We start from the raw sequence: 14,874 nt of genomic DNA, 5'->3' as shown, positions 1-14,874 counted from the left end.
CCTTGGGAACAGGATCATATTCTCTTGCCGCCCTATGCCGACGCCATTGCCAGCTTCTGGAAAGGCCGCTTCGCCAGCGGTCCGCGGGCGGCCGAGCGGCCATCGCTCCAGCATCTGCTCGGCAATGCGTCGGTGCCGTTCGATCTGACGCGGACGCGGGTGCAGGCGCCCTTGCTGGCGCAGGCGATCCGGGATCATGGCCGGGTCGATGGGCGGAAGATCCTGTTGCTTCCTGGATTGCTGGCATCCGAACAGCGGATGGAGCCGTTGCGGCATGTGCTGAATGCAGCGGGCTATGAAGCGCATGGCTGGGGCATGGGGCGCAATTTCGGGCCGAGGCCGGAAACGTTGGAGCAGATCGACCGGCGGGTGGACGAGATTCGGCGTGGAACGGGCGGACAGGTGACGCTGGTGGGCTGGAGCCTCGGTGGGCTGTTCGCGCGGGAATATGCCAAGTTCGCGATGCATAAGGTCGGCGGCGTGGTGACGATGGGCACGCCCTTTTCCGGCGATCCGCGCGCCAACCATGCCTGGCGGCTGTACCAGCTCGTATCGGGCTTTGCCGTCGACCGGCCGCCCTTCGCCTGCCGGCGCGAGGAAAAGCCGTCGGTGCCGACCGTGGCGCTCTGGTCGCGGCGGGACGGGGTGATCCTGCCCGAATGCGCCAAGGGCCGCGCCGGGGAGCGCGACCGGGCGATCGAGGTGGACTGCACGCATATGGGCTTTGCCGCATCGCCGGAAGGGATATTGGCGGTGGGCAAGGCGTTGGCGGCTGTGCGGGGTTGAGGCCACGCGCCGGTTTGGGGTGGAAGGCCGGCCCCAAACGCTCCTCTCAATATTTCAACCGGGCCAGCGCTTCATCCCTGCCGATCAGCGGCAGCATCTGCCCCATGTCCGGACCATGATCCAATCCCGTCAGGGCGCGGCGCAGCGGCAGGAACAGCGCCTTGCCCTTGCGGCCGGTTTGTGCCTTCAGCGCTTCGGTGAGGGCGCGCCAGATGGCGGCATCGAAAGGGGCCTCAGATAATGTGGCGTGCGCCAGGGCAAGAAAGTCGCGGTCTTCCTCCGCCGGGGCGGGGGCATCGATCGGGCCGGTGACGATCCCCCACCATACCGAAGCGCCCGAAACAGTCTCGAGATTGGGGCGGATGGCTTCCCAGGCGGTTTCGTCCATGCCCTGGGGCAGGCGGCCTGACACCGCGCCGTAGGGCATCAGGTGGACGATCTTCTGGTTGAGGGTCGCCAGTTCCGCCTCGTCGAAACGCGCGGGGGCGCGGCCGAAATGGGCAAAGTCGAAGCTGTCGATCAACGGCTGCATGTCCGCGAAAGGCTCGATGGGTTGCGAACTGCCAAGGCGGGCGAGCAGGGAGGCGATGGCCATGGGTTCAAGACCGATTTCGCGGAAATGAGCGACGCCGAGCGAGCCGAGACGCTTGGAGAGCTTGCCTTCGCTGCCGGTCAGCAGGGCTTCATGGGCGAATTGGGGGAGCGATGCACCCAGCGCGAGGAACATCTGGATCTGGGTGGCGGTGTTGGACACATGATCCTCGCCGCGCAGGACATGGGTCACACCCATATCGATATCGTCGATCACAGACGGGAGCATGTAGAGCCAGCTGCCATCGGCGCGGCGGATCACCGGGTCGGACAGGAGTTTCGGATCGAAGCGCTGTTCGCCACGGATGAGGTCGGTCCAGGCGATCGGCTGGTCGTGGTCCAGCCTGAAGCGCCAATGAGGCCGGCGGCCCTCCACCTCGTAGGACGCGATCTGGTCCGGGGTCAGGGACAGGGCGGCGCGGTCATAGACCGGGGGCAAGCCCCGGCCCAGCAGCACCTTGCGGCGCAGGTCCAGTTCCTGCGCCGTTTCATAGGCCGGATAGACATGGCCCGAGGCCTTGAGCCCCTCGAATCTTTCCTCGTAGAGGGCAAAGCGGTCGGACTGTTTTTCCTCGCCGTCCCAATGCAGGCCGAGCCATTGGAGATCGGCCTTGATCGCTTCGGCATATTCGGGCCGCGAGCGTTCGAGGTCGGTGTCGTCGAGGCGCAGCAGGAATTGCCCGCCACTCTTCCTTGCCCACAGCCAGTTGTGGAGCGCGGCGCGGATGTTGCCGACGTGCAGGTTGCCGGTCGGCGACGGCGCGAAGCGGGTGATGACGGTCATAGGGTCCGGAACGCGTTGGTGATCGGATAGCGGCGGTCGCGGCCGAAATTGCGCATGCCAAGCTTCACGCCGGGGGGCGACTGGCGACGCTTATATTCAGCGACATAGAGCAGGCGCTCGATGCGGGCGACTATGTCCTTGTCGAAGCCGCGCGCGACCAGTTGCTCGACGGAAAGTTCCTCCTCGACCAGACCATAGAGAATGGGGTCCAGCACCTCATAGGGAGGCAGGCTGTCCTCATCCTTCTGATTGTCGCGCAGTTCGGCGCTCGGCGGCTTGGTGATGACGCGTTCGGGCATGACCGGGCCTTCGGGGCCTAAACCCAAGCCCAGCGAGGGCACATTCTCGTTGCGCCAACGACAGAGGTCGAACACCGTGGTCTTATAGGCGTCCTTCAACACCGAATAGCCGCCCGCCATGTCGCCATAGATGGTCGCATAACCGACCGACATCTCGCTCTTGTTGCCGGTGGTGAGCAACATGTGGCCATATTTGTTGGACAGCGCCATCAGCGTCACGCCGCGGATGCGGGACTGGATATTTTCTTCGGTCAGATCGCGCTGATGGCCAGAGAAGACGCCGGCCAGCATGGTATCGAAAGCTTCAACCGCCGGCTCGATGGGGATGGTGTCGTAGCGGACACCGAGCAGGCGAGCACACTCCACCGCGTCATCGAGGCTTTCCTGGCTGGTGAAGCGCGAGGGCATCATCACGCACCAGACGCGATCGGCGCCCAGCGCGTCGACGGCGACAGCGGCGGACAAAGCGGAATCGATGCCGCCCGACAGGCCGAGGACCACGCCGGGGAAACGGTTCTTGTTCACATAGTCGCGCAGGCCCAGGACCATGGCGTTGTAGATGTCGGCCGGGCGGGGATCGAGTGCGTGGCGCTCACCGGGCAGGCAGACCCACTGGCCCTCCCATTTCTCCCACGTCGTGAGCACCAGCGATTCCTCCCAGTCGGGAAGTTGCTGGGCGAGGCTCAAGTCACCGTTCATGACGAAGGAGGCGCCGTCGAACACCAGTTCGTCCTGGCCGCCCACGCGATTCAGATAGATAAGCGGCAGGCCGGTTTCGCGGACGCGGGTGCCAGCGACCGCGTTGATGCGGCGGTCGTCCTTGTCGACCTCGAACGGGGAGCCGTTGGGGCTGATCAGGATTTCGGCGCCCTCGGCCCGCAAATGCGCGGTGACGAAGGGAAACCAGATATCCTCGCAAATGGGGACGCCGATCTTCACGCCCTTGAAGTCGATCGGCGCAGGCAGCGGGCCGGGCGCGAACAGGCGCTTTTCGTCGAACGTGCCGTAATTGGGCAGCTCGCGCTTCTGCCGGATCGCGGTGACGGCGCCGTCTTCCAGCAGGGCGACGACGTTGAAGAGCACGCCCTGGGAGGCGACGACCGTGCCGACCAGCATCGCCGGACCGCCGTCCGCCGTCGCCTGGGCCAACCGGTCGAGTTCATGATTGGCGCGGTCGACCAGGGCGGGCTTGAGCACCAGATCCTCGGGGGGATAGCCGATCAACTGGAGTTCGGGATAGACGATGAGGTCCGCGTCCATCGCCCGCGCGCGCCATTCCAGCATGGCGTCGGCATTGGCCTGGAGGTCGCCCACCGACTGCGTCATCTGGGCGAGGGCTATCACGAGTTTGTCGGTCATATCGAGCGCCCGTAGAGCATTTTCGCCTCAGCGAAAATGCTCTGTCGTCTGTTGTCGCATTTTCGAACCGAACGCCCGTTTCACGGCCGTTCTGAAAATGCTCGGGTCCATTTTGCCCCAAGGCGCAAAAGCGCCTTTTCAGCAACGGGATCGGCCGCTAAAGGGGCCGCGTTCCGACCAGCGTCATCAATTCGTCACGGGGGTTTGGCCATGAAGCTCATGACCGGCAATTCCAATAAGCCGCTTGCGGCCGCCATCGCCGACTATATCGAAATCCCCCTGACCGATGCGAGCGTCCGCCGCTTCGCCGACGAAGAGGTTTTCGTGGAAATTCATGAGAATGTCCGCGGCGAAGACGTGTTCGTGCTGCAATCGACCAGCTATCCCACCAACGACAATCTGATGGAATTGCTGATCATGATCGATGCGCTGAAGCGCGCGTCGGCCAAGCGAATCACGGCGGTCGTGCCCTATTTCGGCTATGCCCGGCAGGACCGGAAGCCCGGCCCGCGCACGCCGATCTCGGCCAAGCTGGTCGCCAACCTGATCACCACGGCGGGCGCCAACCGCGTCCTGTCGGTGGACCTGCATGCGGGTCAGATCCAGGGCTTCTTCGACATTCCGACCGACAATCTGTTCGGTGCGCCGGTGATGTCGGCCGATATCCAGGCGCGCTTCGGCGACAAGAACATCATGGTCGTGTCGCCCGACGTGGGCGGCGTGGTGCGCGCCCGTGCGCTGGCCAAGCGGCTGGACAACGCACCGCTCGCCATTGTCGACAAGCGGCGTGAACGGGCGGGCGAGTCGGAAGTCATGAACATCATCGGCGACGTGAAGGGCCGTTTCTGCGTGCTGATCGACGATATCGTCGATTCGGCGGGGACGCTGTGCAACGCCGCCGCCGCGCTGAAGGCGCAGGGCGCCGAGGATGTGGTCGCCTATGTCAGCCATGGCGTGCTGTCGGGCGGCGCGGTGGCGCGGGTCGAGGCTTCGGAGCTCAAGGAACTGGTCATCACCGACTCGATCCAGGGCACCGATGCGGTGAACGGCGCGAAGAGCATCCGCCATCTGCCGATCGCTCCGCTGCTGGGCGAGGCGATCAAGCGCATCGCCGACGAAAGCTCGGTTTCCAGCCTGTTCGACTGAGACCGCTCGATTTCATACCAAAGGACCGCCGGTGGGATCATCGGCGGTTTTCCATAGATGACGAGACTAAAGTCGCGCGGCGCGACTTTGTCAGGCTGTGGGCAACAGGACCATCGGCACGCACAGGAACAGGATCAGGCCGACGATCATTCGCTGGCCTCTCGAGATGCCGAGCGGCCTTTCCCGCCAGATCATCGGGCAACCGAGCAGCGCGAGCAGGATCAGCATGTTGGACAATGTCGCCGATCCGCCGATCGGCATGTCCTGCCGCAGCGCCAGCGCGCCGAACAGGGCAATGAAACTCACGATCCAGCCGACCAGCGCCACGCGCGTCTCCCTCTTTTCTCGATGGGAATAAACGGCACGGGTTGCCTGACCTTAAACCTTCCAGGGATCGTAGGTGCCGAAGCTCCAGACATTGCCTTCGGGGTCGAGCGCTTCGTAGCCGCGGCCGGGATAGCCGATATTGTCATGCGGTTCGGCCACCACCACCGCCCCTTCGTTGCGGGCATGGAGGCAATGGGCATCGACATCAGGCACCACGACATAGATGCAGGCCGTGACCCCGCCCAGATCGCGCGGCGTGCCCCAGCTATAGAGTGATTCCCCCTCCCCGTCGCGGACGCTGCCCAACATGACCATGCCGTTCCCCAATGCCAGTTCGGCATGGTGGACGATGTGGGGATCGTCCGCATCCTCGTACGAGGCACGGACATCGAAACCGAAGGCATCATGCAGGAAAGCGATCGCGGCGGGCGCGTCGGCATAGCGCAGGCATGGGATGACGGGTGAACCGGACATCTTTCGCTCCTTCATTTTTCAAGGTGTGGGGCCGGCGAGCCTAGCGCGACGGAGGCTTTATCGCTAGGCGGAGGACCATGACCACCCGCGATGACCTGGCCCTTGCCAACCGCCTTGCCGATGCTGCAGGCGCGGCGATCCGTCCCTTTTTCCGCGCCCGTTACGACATGGAGTTGAAATCCGACAAATCGCCCGTGACCGAGGCCGATCGGGCCGCGGAGGCCGCGATCCGCGCCATTCTGGAAAAGGAACGGCCGCAGGACGGCATCATCGGAGAGGAATATGGCTCGGTCCGCACCGATGCGGAGCGGGTATGGATCCTCGATCCGATCGACGGCACGCGCAGCTTCATCGCCGGACGTCCGATCTTCGGCACGCTGATTGCGCTGACGCAGGCCGGATGGCCTACCATCGGCATCATCGACCAGCCCATCGCGCAGGAGCGCTGGGCGGGCATGGCAGGGCAGCCAACGACCTTCAACGGCCAGCCGGTCCGCACCCGGCTCTGCCGGGAACTGGAAGGAGCCGGCATCGCCACCACCAGCCCGCATCTGTTCGCGGACGGCGATGTGCCCCGTTATATGGCGCTGGTCGCGGCCGTGTCGGGCGGCGCGCCACGACAGGGTCCGGTCTATGGTGGGGACTGTTATAATTACGGGCTGCTGGCTTCGGGCTTTCTCGACATCGTGATCGAGTCGGGGCTGAAAAGCTATGACTTCGCCGCGCTTGTGCCGGTGGTAGAGGGCGCGGGCGGAGTGATGTGCGACTGGAATGGCGAGCCGCTGACGGCGCAGAGTGAAGGCCATGTGCTGGCATTGGGCGATCCGGCGCGGCTGGAGGATGTGCTGGAAGCGCTGCACGCGGCGCATGACCATGATCATTAGGCCGCTTATTATTCAGTCGAGCAGCTTTCCGACCGCCTCCTCGTAAAGAGCGGCGGTGGATTCGTCGAAACAGACGAAGAGGATGCTGTCGAAACTGTCCCGGCCCACCTGCAATTCAGCCTGAACCGTGGCGGCGGCGATGCGAGCGGCCTGTTCTTTCGGGAAGGCGTAGACGCCGGTCGAAATCGCCGGGAAGGCGATGCTGCGCAACTGATGGTCCCGCGCCAGCGCAAGCGACATCCGGTAGCAACTGGCGAGCAGTTCAGGTTCGCCATGGTCGCCACCCCGCCAGACCGGGCCGACCGTGTGGATCACATGGCGTGCCGGCAGGCGATAGCCGGCGGTGATGCGCGCCTCGCCCGTCGGGCACCCGCCCAGGGTACGGCATTCCGCCAGCAATTGTGGACCCGCGGCGCGATGGATGGCGCCGTCCACGCCACCGCCGCCCAGCAGACTGCTATTCGCGGCGTTGACGATCGCGTCGGTGGCGCAGCGGGTGATGTCGCCGGTCAATATGTCCCATCGGGTGGCACCGGCGATCATCGGCTATTCCTCGATCGGGCCGCCAATCGACCAGATATGGCCGAAGGGATCGGTGAGCTGGCCATAGCGTTCGCCCCAGAACTGGTTCTCGATCGGGACGCGGATGCTGGCGCCCGCATCGGTGGCGCGCTTCCACCACGCGTCGGCGTTGTCGACCGCAAGGTGCAGGGTCACACCCTTGGGCGCCTGCGCCGGGGCACCCCCGCTCATTTCGGGGAAATGGTCGTTCAGCATGAGGGAACCGCCGTTGATGCGCAGATGGGCGTGCATGATCCGCTGGCGGCCCTCCGCCACATGACGCATCAGTTCGGTGGCGCCGAACGCACGGGAATAGAAGGCGATGGCTTCGGCCGCCTTGTCATTGGCGATGGTGAGGTGCGGCACGACACCTCCCTTCGGACTTTGTGCTTCGTTCATATCCTGACCCTCTCCTGAACAGGCGGCGACAATAGGCGTTTTGCAGTCCGATCAGAAGATGCCCAGGAACTTCTTCTCCTGACTTTTTTCCTCTTTCCGACTACCCTTGCCGCTTTCGTCCTTGGCGGTGGTGCCTTTGCCCACATCGTCGCGGGGTTTGCCTCCCTTGGTGCGTTGGGCGGCGGCGGTGGCGCCGGCAAGGACGGGACCGCAGGCGGCGCTCTTCGCGTCCCCCACATCGACAAAGGCAAGGACGGCGGCCAGCGGACTGGCGGCAACGCCCAGCGCCGCGGCCGCGCCGCCCCGCGCGATCAGTTCGGGACTGATCACATCGACGCCGGGCCTGGCGAAGGTGCCCTTGATGCCGATCGGCGACTGGCCGGAAAAGAGGCTGAATTTCTTGCCATCGGCGCGGAAGGCGAGGTCGAGGCTTTCGTTGCGGAAGGAAAAGCCGCCCCGGCCCAGCATGACATTCTTCCTGGTGTCGATGATGATCGGGTCTGCCGCCGCCACCCCATTGCGGACGGTGAAGGCGATCAGGCCGCAATTGATCTGGACGGGGTCCTTCAGCTTCTTCTCGAACATCTTGGTGATGAAGGTGCCGATATCGAGTTCGGACAGTTGCACGTTGCGCGCCCACATCGAACCGGCGGGCAGGATGACGGCGATACGGCCGTTCGATGTGGCGAGCGAATCATGAAGCGTGTCGCCCAGGCCCGTCATCTGCACGCGCGCCTTGATCGTGCCGGTGGTGCCCGATTCCTCCACCCCCCAGCGGGCGAGCAGCTTGCCCATGGGCGTCGGCGACAGGCGGACGTCATATTGGGTGCGCACCGGCTTTCCGCGCGCATCGATGGCAATGTCGGAGCTGAGATGACCGCCCGACATGTCGAAGGTCAGCGGCGACAGGGTGAGCAAGCTGTGGTCGAGCGCCAGGGTGAGGCCGATATTGGAAATCGGCACATGCTGCGCGCGGACGCGGCGGACATCATATTGGAGCCGGGCGTCGAAATTGCGAAGGGCATCGACCCGGAGCGGCGCATCGGGAAGGACGCGTGGCGTGCCGTTGACGGTGGTGATCGCGCCACTCGCGCCCTGCGCCTCCAGCCTTTGCGGATCATAGCCGATGAAGGGGCCTATATCGAGGATATCGAGCATCTGGGTGGTCAGCGCGGCCTTCAGCAGCAGGCGGTTGTCGGGGAGGGAGACGGTCAGCCGCCCGGCAAGATCGCTGTCGCCGAACCTGCCCTTGAGATGGGTGAAGCGCCATTCGCCGTCCTGCCTGGTGAGGGCGGAGGTAAGGCGGTAAGCGCGGGTTTCGGGGATGGCGACGCCCAGGAAGTCGAACAGCAAGGCGAGATTGGGGCCGTGCGTCGTGAGGCGCAGGTCGGCCCCCTCGATCTCGGTCGCGCCGGGGAGCGTGCCGCTGACTTCGAGGATCGTCGCGCCGGCTTCGGCGTGGAGGGCGAGGTTGTTCGTGCCGCCCGTTATCGTTTCATTGGGCGAGAGCAGGCCGCCGCGCAGCGTGAAGGGCCGGTCGCGCATCGTGCCGGTGCCGGAGAAGCGTACGTCGCTGGCGAAGCGGGTATCCTGCGCCTTCACCGTTTCGAAGCCGATGTCGGTGGCGAGTTGCATCCTGGGATCGCGGTAGCGCAGGGTCGTGCCGGCGAGCAGCGCGCGGCGGATCAGGGGCAGGTTGAGCGGCTCGCCCCGTTTGTCGGGATTCCCGAAAGTCCATGTATTGCTCTTGCCGTCGCGCGACCATTCGAGGTCGGCGGCGGCATTGCGCAGGATCAGCGAGCGGACCTTGTATTTCGGACCGAAAAGGAGGCTCAAGGGCGCGATGCGGGTGTCGATCAGGTCGGCATGGAAGACGTGCGGGCGGCTGGCCCAGCGGGTGTTGGCGACCGCTATCCGCTCGGCGCGGAACTTGATGGTGACGGGATCGAAATAAAGCTGGAAATCGCCACCGACCTGGACGGAGCGTTCGAGGCGGTGGGTGAGGAAGCGTTCGAACGGATGCTTCAGGAAGCGGCCCTTGGTGACGAACAAGATCAACCAGAGCGCGAAGAGAATGCCGACGATCCAGAGCAGGACGCGGATCGGAAGGGGAAGTCTGCGCCAATGTTCGCGTGCGCGGCCGATATGGTGGCGTGCGCCGCCGGAGTGGGGCACCGCTTGCGCCGGGCAGTCCGGCCGGAGGGGATCGGCGTCGGCCATGGCGGTTCAACGTCGATCGGCGATTTTAGGTCCGAATCGCTTGCTTTTGGGGAAGCATCCGACTATGCGCGCCCCTTCGCGATATTCGGAAGGACCGCCCGGCTAACTAGGGCTGCCGTGGCTGTCCGTAATCGTCGCGCTGAAAAAGGAGACGAAAATGCCCAAGCTCAAGACCAAGAGCGGTGTGAAGAAGCGCTTCAAGTTCACCGCTTCCGGCAAGGTCAAGCACGGCGTCGCTGGCAAGCGTCACCGCCTGATCAGCCACAACGCCAAGTATATCCGCCAGAACCGCGGCACCTCGGTCATGTCCGACGCCGACGTGGCTCACGTGCGCCTCTGGGCGCCCTATGGCCTCAAGTAAGGAGTAGGGACACATGGCACGCGTAAAACGTGGTACGACCACCAAGGCGAAGCATAAGAGGATTCTGGATCAGGCGAAGGGCTATTATGGCCGTCGCAAGAACACGATCCGCATCGCCCGCCAGGCTGTCGAAAAGGCCGGCCAGTACGCTTATCGCGACCGCAAGGTCAAGAAGCGGACCTTCCGTGGCCTGTGGATCCAGCGCATCAACGCCGGCGTCCGCGCCGAAGGCCTGACCTATTCGCAGTTCATGCACGGCCTGAAGCTGGCCGGCGTGGAGCTGGACCGCAAGGTTCTGGCCGACATTGCGATGCACGAAGGCGAGGCGTTCAGCGCCATCATCGCCCAGGCGAAGGCTGCGCTGCCCGCGGCTTAAGCCGGATCGGTCGCAAGATCGTCTGAAAGGGGCGCCGGGGCAGATGCCTTCGGCGCCCTTTTTCGTTTCTGCCTTTTTCGGGGGCTTGATCCCATGTCGCTGCATGTCTGGTGGTTGTACGTCACGGCGGTTTTCCTGATCTCGGCCACGCCGGGACCGAATATGCTGCATGTGATGACGCAGAGCATCCATCATGGGCCGCGCCGGGCGCTGGCGACGATGGCCGGGCTGATGAGCGCGATCCTGCTGTGCCTGATCGCCTCCGCGCTGGGCTTGGGCGCATTGCTCAAGGCTTCACCCCGGCTGTTCGATGTGCTGCGCTATGCGGGCGTCGCCTATCTGATCTGGCTGGGGATCAAGGCGTGGCGAGCGCCGGTGGGGGATGCAGGCGAAATCGGCGCGACACAGACGCGGTCGTTGCGGGCGCTCTACGGCACCGGACTGTTGACGGGGCTTTCCAATCCCAAGCTCATCATCTTCGCCGCCGCGCTGTTTCCGCAGTTCATCGATACGGACCGGCCCTTCTCGGTGCAGTTGGCGATATTGGTGGTCAGCTTCGTCGCCATCGAGTTCGGCTGGCAGTGCGTCTATGCGCTGGGCGGGGTGAAGCTCGCCCGCTGGCTGGCGCCCGCGAACCGCCAGAGGCTGTTCAACCGGGGAACGGGGCTGATGTTCATCGGGTTCGGCGGGGCGCTGCTGGGCGCGCGGGCCTGAGTTCGCGCCTATCCCTTTTCTTGCGCGCCGCGCCGGGCTAAGGCGCGGGGCATATTTCCGCCATCTCCATCTGGAAGACGAATGACCGAGATTAGCGCATTGAAAGCCGGCCTGATCGCCGACATCGCCGCCGCCGATACGCTGGAGGCGCTGGAGACCCTTCGTGTGGGCGCCATGGGCAAGAATGGCGTGGTGACGGGGCTGCTCAAGACCCTCGGCCCCATGAGCCCGGAGGAGCGGCTGGAGAAAGGCCCGCCGATCCAGGATTTGCGCGAGAGCGTGACCGCCGCGCTGGCGGAGAAGAAGGCGGCGCTGGAGCTGGCCGCGCTCGATGCCAAGCTGGCCGCAGAGACAATCGACATGACCCTGCCCGCCGACATCGGCCCGCAGGGATCGGTGCATCCGGTGTCCCAGGTCATGGACGAACTGGCGGAGATTTTCGCGGATCTCGGTTTCTCCGTCGCTACGGGGCCGGAGATCGAGGACGACTGGCATAATTTCACCGCGCTCAACATTCCCGAGACGCATCCGGCGCGGGCGATGCACGACACGTTCTATTTCTCCGACGCCGAATCGGGCAAGAAGATGCTGCTGCGCACCCACACCTCGCCGGTGCAGATCCGTACGATGATGAACGGGGAGCCGCCGATCCGCATCATCGCGCCGGGGCGGGTCTACCGGTCGGACAGCGACGCGACGCACACGCCGATGTTCCATCAGATCGAGGGACTGGTGATCGACAAGGGCATCACCCTTGGGCATCTCAAATGGACGCTGGAGACCTTCCTCAAGGCCTTCTTCGAGCGGGACGATATCGTGCTGCGGCTGCGGCCGAGCTATTTCCCCTTTACCGAGCCTTCGGTGGAGGTCGATGTCGGCTACACGTTGATCAACGGCCAGCGGGTGATCGGCGGCGACGGCGATGCGCCCGGCGGCGGCTGGCTGGAAGTGCTGGGCAGCGGCATGGTCAACCGCCGCGTGATCGAGGCTTGCGGGCTGGACCCGGATGAATGGCAGGGCTTTGCCTTCGGCACCGGCGTCGACCGGCTGGCGATGCTGAAATATGGGATGAACGACTTGCGTGCTTTCTTCGACGGCGATCTGCGCTGGCTGAAACATTATGGCTTCATGGGCCTGGATGTTCCCACGCTGAGCGGAGGAGTGGGCGCATGAAGTTCACGCTGAGCTGGCTCAAGACGCATCTTGCGACCGATGCCGACCTGCCGACGATCCTGAAGGGCCTGACCAACATCGGGCTTGAGGTCGAGGGCGTGGAGAATCCGGCGGAGAAGCTGGGTGCCTTCCGCATCGCCAGGGTGCTGACCGCCGATCCCCATCCGCAGGCCGACAAGTTGCAGGTGCTGACCGTCGATGCAGGCGACGGTGCATGCCAAGTCGTGTGCGGCGCGCCCAATGCGCGGGCCGGTCTGGTCGGCGTGTTCGGGACCGAGGGCGCGGTCGTGCCGGTCAACGGCATGGTGCTGAAGAAGACAGCCATTCGCGGGGTCGAATCCAACGGCATGATGTGCTCGTTCCGGGAACTGGAACTGGGCGAGGATCATGACGGGATCATCGAACTGAACCCGGATGCCCCGGTGGGACAGGTCTATGCGCAATGGGCTGGCCTCGACGATCCGGTGATCGACGTGTCGATCACGCCGAACCGGCAGGATTGCATGGGCGTGCGCGGCATTGCGCGCGATCTGGCGGCGGCGGGGCTGGGTACGCTGAACGCGATCGTCGTGCCGACGATCGAGGGCGTGGGCCCGGGGCCGGACGTGCGGGTCGAAGATGCCAATGGCTGCCCGGCTTTCTTCGCACGGACGGTGCGCGGCGTGAAAAACGGTTCGTCGCCCGCATGGATGGCGAAGCAATTGAAAGCCATCGGACAGAAGCCGATCAGCACTCTGGTCGACATCACCAACTATATCATGATCGACCTGGGGCGGCCGCTGCATGTCTATGACATGGCGACGCTCAAGGGCGGGTTGGTGGCGCGCAAGGGGCGTGAGGGCGAGCAGGTGCTGGCGCTCAACGGCAAGACCTATGGCGTCGACGAGACGATGACGGTGATCGCCGACGACGAGGCCGTGCACGACATTGGCGGCATCATGGGCGGCGAGCATTCCGGCGCCACGGACGCCACGACCGATGTGCTGATCGAATGCGCCTATTTCACACCTGAACGGATCGCGGTGACGGGGCAGAAGCTGGCGTTGACCAGCGACGCACGCGCACGGTTCGAGCGGGGCGTGGACCCGGCTTTCCTCGACGACGGCCTGTCGATCGCGACCTATCTGGTGACGCAACTTTGCGGCGGCAGCCCAAGCGAAGCGACGCGGGCGGGTACGCCGCCGGTAGCAAACAAGGTCGTGACCTACGAGCCGTCGCAATGCCTGGCGCTGGCGGGCGTCGATGTGGCCGAGAGCGAGCAGAAACGCATCCTCGAAAGCCTGGGCTTCGGCGTTACCGGCCATGATTCCACCTTCGAATATCAGGACGGCGTGCCGGTGACGACGCCGGCCAACTGGACCGTCAGCGTGCCGAGCTGGCGTCGTGACGTCGACGGCTGGCCCGATATCGTCGAGGAAGTGGTGCGCATCGTCGGGCTGGACCAGGTGCCCTCCACGCCCCTGCCCCGCATGCCCGGTGTCGCCAAGCCGACGGCGACGGCGGAGCAGATGATCGAACGGCGCGTGCGCCGGACGGCGGCGGCGCGTGGGCTGGCTGAAGCGATCAACTGGTCCTTCATTTCCGAGAAGGAAGCGGCTTCGGTTGGGGGCGGCGACTGGACGCTGGCCAATCCGATTTCCGAGGATTTGAAGGTCATGCGGCCTTCGCTGCTGCCCGGCCTGCTGTCGGCCACCCGGCGCAACATGGATCGCGGCGCGGCTGCGGTGCGGCTGTTCGAGCTGGGACGGCGCTATTTCGCCGATAAGGAACGAGCTACCGTTGGCTTCGTGCTGGCGGGCGAGAAAACGCCACGTGGCTGGCAGACGGGCAAGGCGCAGGCCTTTTCCGCCTTCGACGCCAAAGCCGAGGTGATCGCACTGCTCACCGCAGCCGGGGCGCCGGTGGCGAATTTGCAGAGCTTCGGCGAGGCGTCGGCGGCCTATCATCCGGGCCAGTCCGGCACGTTGCGGCTGGGACCTAAAGTCGTGCTGGCCGAGTTCGGCGTGCTGCATCCCAGCCTCGCCAAGCAGTTCGGGCTGACCGGCACGGTGGTCGCCGGGGAAATCTTCCTCGACGCGATCCCAGCCAAGCGCAAGAGCGGCTTCATGCGCGCGCCCTATGCGCCGCCTGCGCTTCAGGCGGTGAAGCGCGACTTTGCCTTCGTCATCGATGAGGGCGTCGAGGCCGATGCGCTGGTCCGCGCGGTCAGGAACGCGGACAAGAAGGCCATTGTCGATGCGCGGCTGTTCGACCTGTTCGTCGGGCCGGGCGTGGAGGACGGCAAGAAGAGCCTGGCCGTCGAGATCACCCTGCAACCGGGCGAAAAAAGCTTCTCCCAGGAGGAGCTGGACGCGATCAGCGCGGCGGTGGTGAAGGCTGCCGAAAAGCTGGGCGGCCTGTTGCGGGCCTAAGGGCAGGCA

At 64.9% G+C, this 14,874-nt stretch carries 15 protein-coding genes; 8 read left to right on the top strand and 7 right to left on the bottom strand.

Annotated features, from left to right (window positions below):
- Positions 1 to 24 precede the first annotated feature (24 nt).
- On the top strand, positions 25 to 786 hold the full coding sequence (locus CAF53_RS08265) for an alpha/beta fold hydrolase (RefSeq protein ID WP_046762191.1): 762 nt from the start codon (positions 25 to 27) through the stop codon (positions 784 to 786).
- Positions 787 to 832: 46 nt separating this feature from the next.
- On the opposite strand, the gene gltX is transcribed toward CAF53_RS08265, so the two are convergent.
- Both gltX and CAF53_RS08255 read right to left on the bottom strand, forming a co-directional pair.
- Positions 833 to 2,161 (bottom strand): glutamate--tRNA ligase, encoded by a 1,329-nt coding sequence (gene gltX, locus CAF53_RS08260; protein ID WP_100237808.1) that lies wholly within the window; start codon positions 2,159 to 2,161, stop codon positions 833 to 835.
- Positions 2,158 to 3,819 carry an NAD+ synthase gene (locus tag CAF53_RS08255; RefSeq protein ID WP_100237807.1) on the bottom strand — a complete coding sequence of 554 codons (1,662 nt, stop codon included), beginning with the start codon at positions 3,817 to 3,819 and terminating at the stop codon, positions 2,158 to 2,160. The genes gltX and CAF53_RS08255 overlap by 4 nt, the downstream gene beginning before the upstream one ends.
- A 210-nt stretch (positions 3,820 to 4,029) precedes the next feature.
- Here CAF53_RS08255 and CAF53_RS08250 point away from each other — a divergent pair, with 210 nt between their 5' ends.
- On the top strand, positions 4,030 to 4,965 hold the full coding sequence (locus CAF53_RS08250; RefSeq protein WP_046762188.1) for a ribose-phosphate pyrophosphokinase: 936 nt from the start codon (positions 4,030 to 4,032) through the stop codon (positions 4,963 to 4,965).
- A gap of 90 nt (positions 4,966 to 5,055) precedes the next feature.
- Here the strand turns inward: CAF53_RS08250 and CAF53_RS08245 are convergent, their stop codons facing one another.
- Entirely contained in the window at positions 5,056 to 5,292 is a 237-nt protein-coding gene (locus CAF53_RS08245; RefSeq protein WP_046762187.1) for a hypothetical protein, read from the bottom strand.
- Between the two features lie 51 nt (positions 5,293 to 5,343).
- Positions 5,344 to 5,766, bottom strand: coding sequence for a VOC family protein (locus tag CAF53_RS08240; protein ID WP_100238740.1), 423 nt, complete (start codon positions 5,764 to 5,766; stop codon positions 5,344 to 5,346).
- A gap of 77 nt (positions 5,767 to 5,843) precedes the next feature.
- On the opposite strand from CAF53_RS08240, the gene hisN reads away from it, so the two are divergent.
- Complete coding sequence (gene hisN, locus CAF53_RS08235) at positions 5,844 to 6,650, top strand: histidinol-phosphatase (protein ID WP_100237806.1); 807 nt, start codon at positions 5,844 to 5,846, stop codon at positions 6,648 to 6,650.
- Positions 6,651 to 6,662: 12 nt separating this feature from the next.
- Here the strand turns inward: hisN and CAF53_RS08230 are convergent, their stop codons facing one another.
- The 3 genes from CAF53_RS08230 to CAF53_RS08220 are packed head-to-tail and all read right to left on the bottom strand — an operon-like array spanning position 6,663 to position 9,830.
- Entirely contained in the window at positions 6,663 to 7,193 is a 531-nt protein-coding gene (locus CAF53_RS08230; protein ID WP_046762185.1) for an O-acetyl-ADP-ribose deacetylase, read from the bottom strand.
- 3 nt (positions 7,194 to 7,196) lie between these two features.
- Complete coding sequence (locus CAF53_RS08225) at positions 7,197 to 7,610, bottom strand: VOC family protein (RefSeq protein WP_100237805.1); 414 nt, start codon at positions 7,608 to 7,610, stop codon at positions 7,197 to 7,199.
- A gap of 51 nt (positions 7,611 to 7,661) precedes the next feature.
- On the bottom strand, positions 7,662 to 9,830 hold the full coding sequence (locus tag CAF53_RS08220) for an AsmA family protein (RefSeq protein WP_100237804.1): 2,169 nt from the start codon (positions 9,828 to 9,830) through the stop codon (positions 7,662 to 7,664).
- 157 nt (positions 9,831 to 9,987) lie between these two features.
- Here CAF53_RS08220 and rpmI point away from each other — a divergent pair, with 157 nt between their 5' ends.
- From rpmI to pheT, 5 genes are all read left to right on the top strand, one after another.
- On the top strand, positions 9,988 to 10,191 hold the full coding sequence (rpmI, locus tag CAF53_RS08215) for a 50S ribosomal protein L35 (RefSeq protein ID WP_007689506.1): 204 nt from the start codon (positions 9,988 to 9,990) through the stop codon (positions 10,189 to 10,191).
- Between the two features lie 13 nt (positions 10,192 to 10,204).
- Positions 10,205 to 10,567, top strand: coding sequence for a 50S ribosomal protein L20 (gene rplT / locus CAF53_RS08210; RefSeq protein ID WP_007689504.1), 363 nt, complete (start codon positions 10,205 to 10,207; stop codon positions 10,565 to 10,567).
- Positions 10,568 to 10,660: 93 nt separating this feature from the next.
- A complete protein-coding gene (locus CAF53_RS08205; RefSeq protein WP_100237803.1) occupies positions 10,661 to 11,281 on the top strand; it encodes a LysE family translocator in 621 nt (206 codons plus the stop codon).
- 81 nt (positions 11,282 to 11,362) lie between these two features.
- Complete coding sequence (pheS, locus tag CAF53_RS08200) at positions 11,363 to 12,454, top strand: phenylalanine--tRNA ligase subunit alpha (RefSeq protein ID WP_100237802.1); 1,092 nt, start codon at positions 11,363 to 11,365, stop codon at positions 12,452 to 12,454.
- Positions 12,451 to 14,865: a phenylalanine--tRNA ligase subunit beta gene (pheT, locus tag CAF53_RS08195; RefSeq protein ID WP_100237801.1), complete on the top strand. Its 2,415-nt coding sequence runs from the start codon at positions 12,451 to 12,453 to the stop codon at positions 14,863 to 14,865. Before pheS ends, pheT begins: the two co-directional genes overlap by 4 nt.
- Positions 14,866 to 14,874: the final 9 nt, after the last annotated feature.

The organism is Sphingobium sp. LB126 (genome assembly GCF_002795205.1).
GTDB lineage: Bacteria > Pseudomonadota > Alphaproteobacteria > Sphingomonadales > Sphingomonadaceae > Sphingobium > Sphingobium chungbukense.
The sequence above is the reverse complement of the archived record's forward strand: the minus strand, read 5'-3'. Positions and strand labels throughout refer to the sequence as shown.

What these genes read in the sequence shown, in the direction of transcription:
- gltX (WP_100237808.1), bottom strand. Translation starts at nt 2,161, where the DNA reads ATGACCGTCATCACCCGCTTCGCGCCGTCGCCGACCGGCAACCTGCAC.
- CAF53_RS08255 (WP_100237807.1), bottom strand. Translation starts at nt 3,819, where the DNA reads ATGACCGACAAACTCGTGATAGCCCTCGCCCAGATGACGCAGTCGGTG.
- CAF53_RS08250 (WP_046762188.1), top strand. Translation starts at nt 4,030, where the DNA reads ATGAAGCTCATGACCGGCAATTCCAATAAGCCGCTTGCGGCCGCCATC.
- CAF53_RS08240 (WP_100238740.1), bottom strand. Translation starts at nt 5,766, where the DNA reads ATGTCCGGTTCACCCGTCATCCCATGCCTGCGCTATGCCGACGCGCCC.
- hisN (WP_100237806.1), top strand. Translation starts at nt 5,844, where the DNA reads ATGACCACCCGCGATGACCTGGCCCTTGCCAACCGCCTTGCCGATGCT.
- CAF53_RS08230 (WP_046762185.1), bottom strand. Translation starts at nt 7,193, where the DNA reads ATGATCGCCGGTGCCACCCGATGGGACATATTGACCGGCGACATCACC.
- CAF53_RS08225 (WP_100237805.1), bottom strand. Translation starts at nt 7,610, where the DNA reads ATGAACGAAGCACAAAGTCCGAAGGGAGGTGTCGTGCCGCACCTCACC.
- CAF53_RS08220 (WP_100237804.1), bottom strand. Translation starts at nt 9,830, where the DNA reads ATGGCCGACGCCGATCCCCTCCGGCCGGACTGCCCGGCGCAAGCGGTG.
- rpmI (WP_007689506.1), top strand. Translation starts at nt 9,988, where the DNA reads ATGCCCAAGCTCAAGACCAAGAGCGGTGTGAAGAAGCGCTTCAAGTTC.
- rplT (WP_007689504.1), top strand. Translation starts at nt 10,205, where the DNA reads ATGGCACGCGTAAAACGTGGTACGACCACCAAGGCGAAGCATAAGAGG.
- CAF53_RS08205 (WP_100237803.1), top strand. Translation starts at nt 10,661, where the DNA reads ATGTCGCTGCATGTCTGGTGGTTGTACGTCACGGCGGTTTTCCTGATC.
- pheS (WP_100237802.1), top strand. Translation starts at nt 11,363, where the DNA reads ATGACCGAGATTAGCGCATTGAAAGCCGGCCTGATCGCCGACATCGCC.
- pheT (WP_100237801.1), top strand. Translation starts at nt 12,451, where the DNA reads ATGAAGTTCACGCTGAGCTGGCTCAAGACGCATCTTGCGACCGATGCC.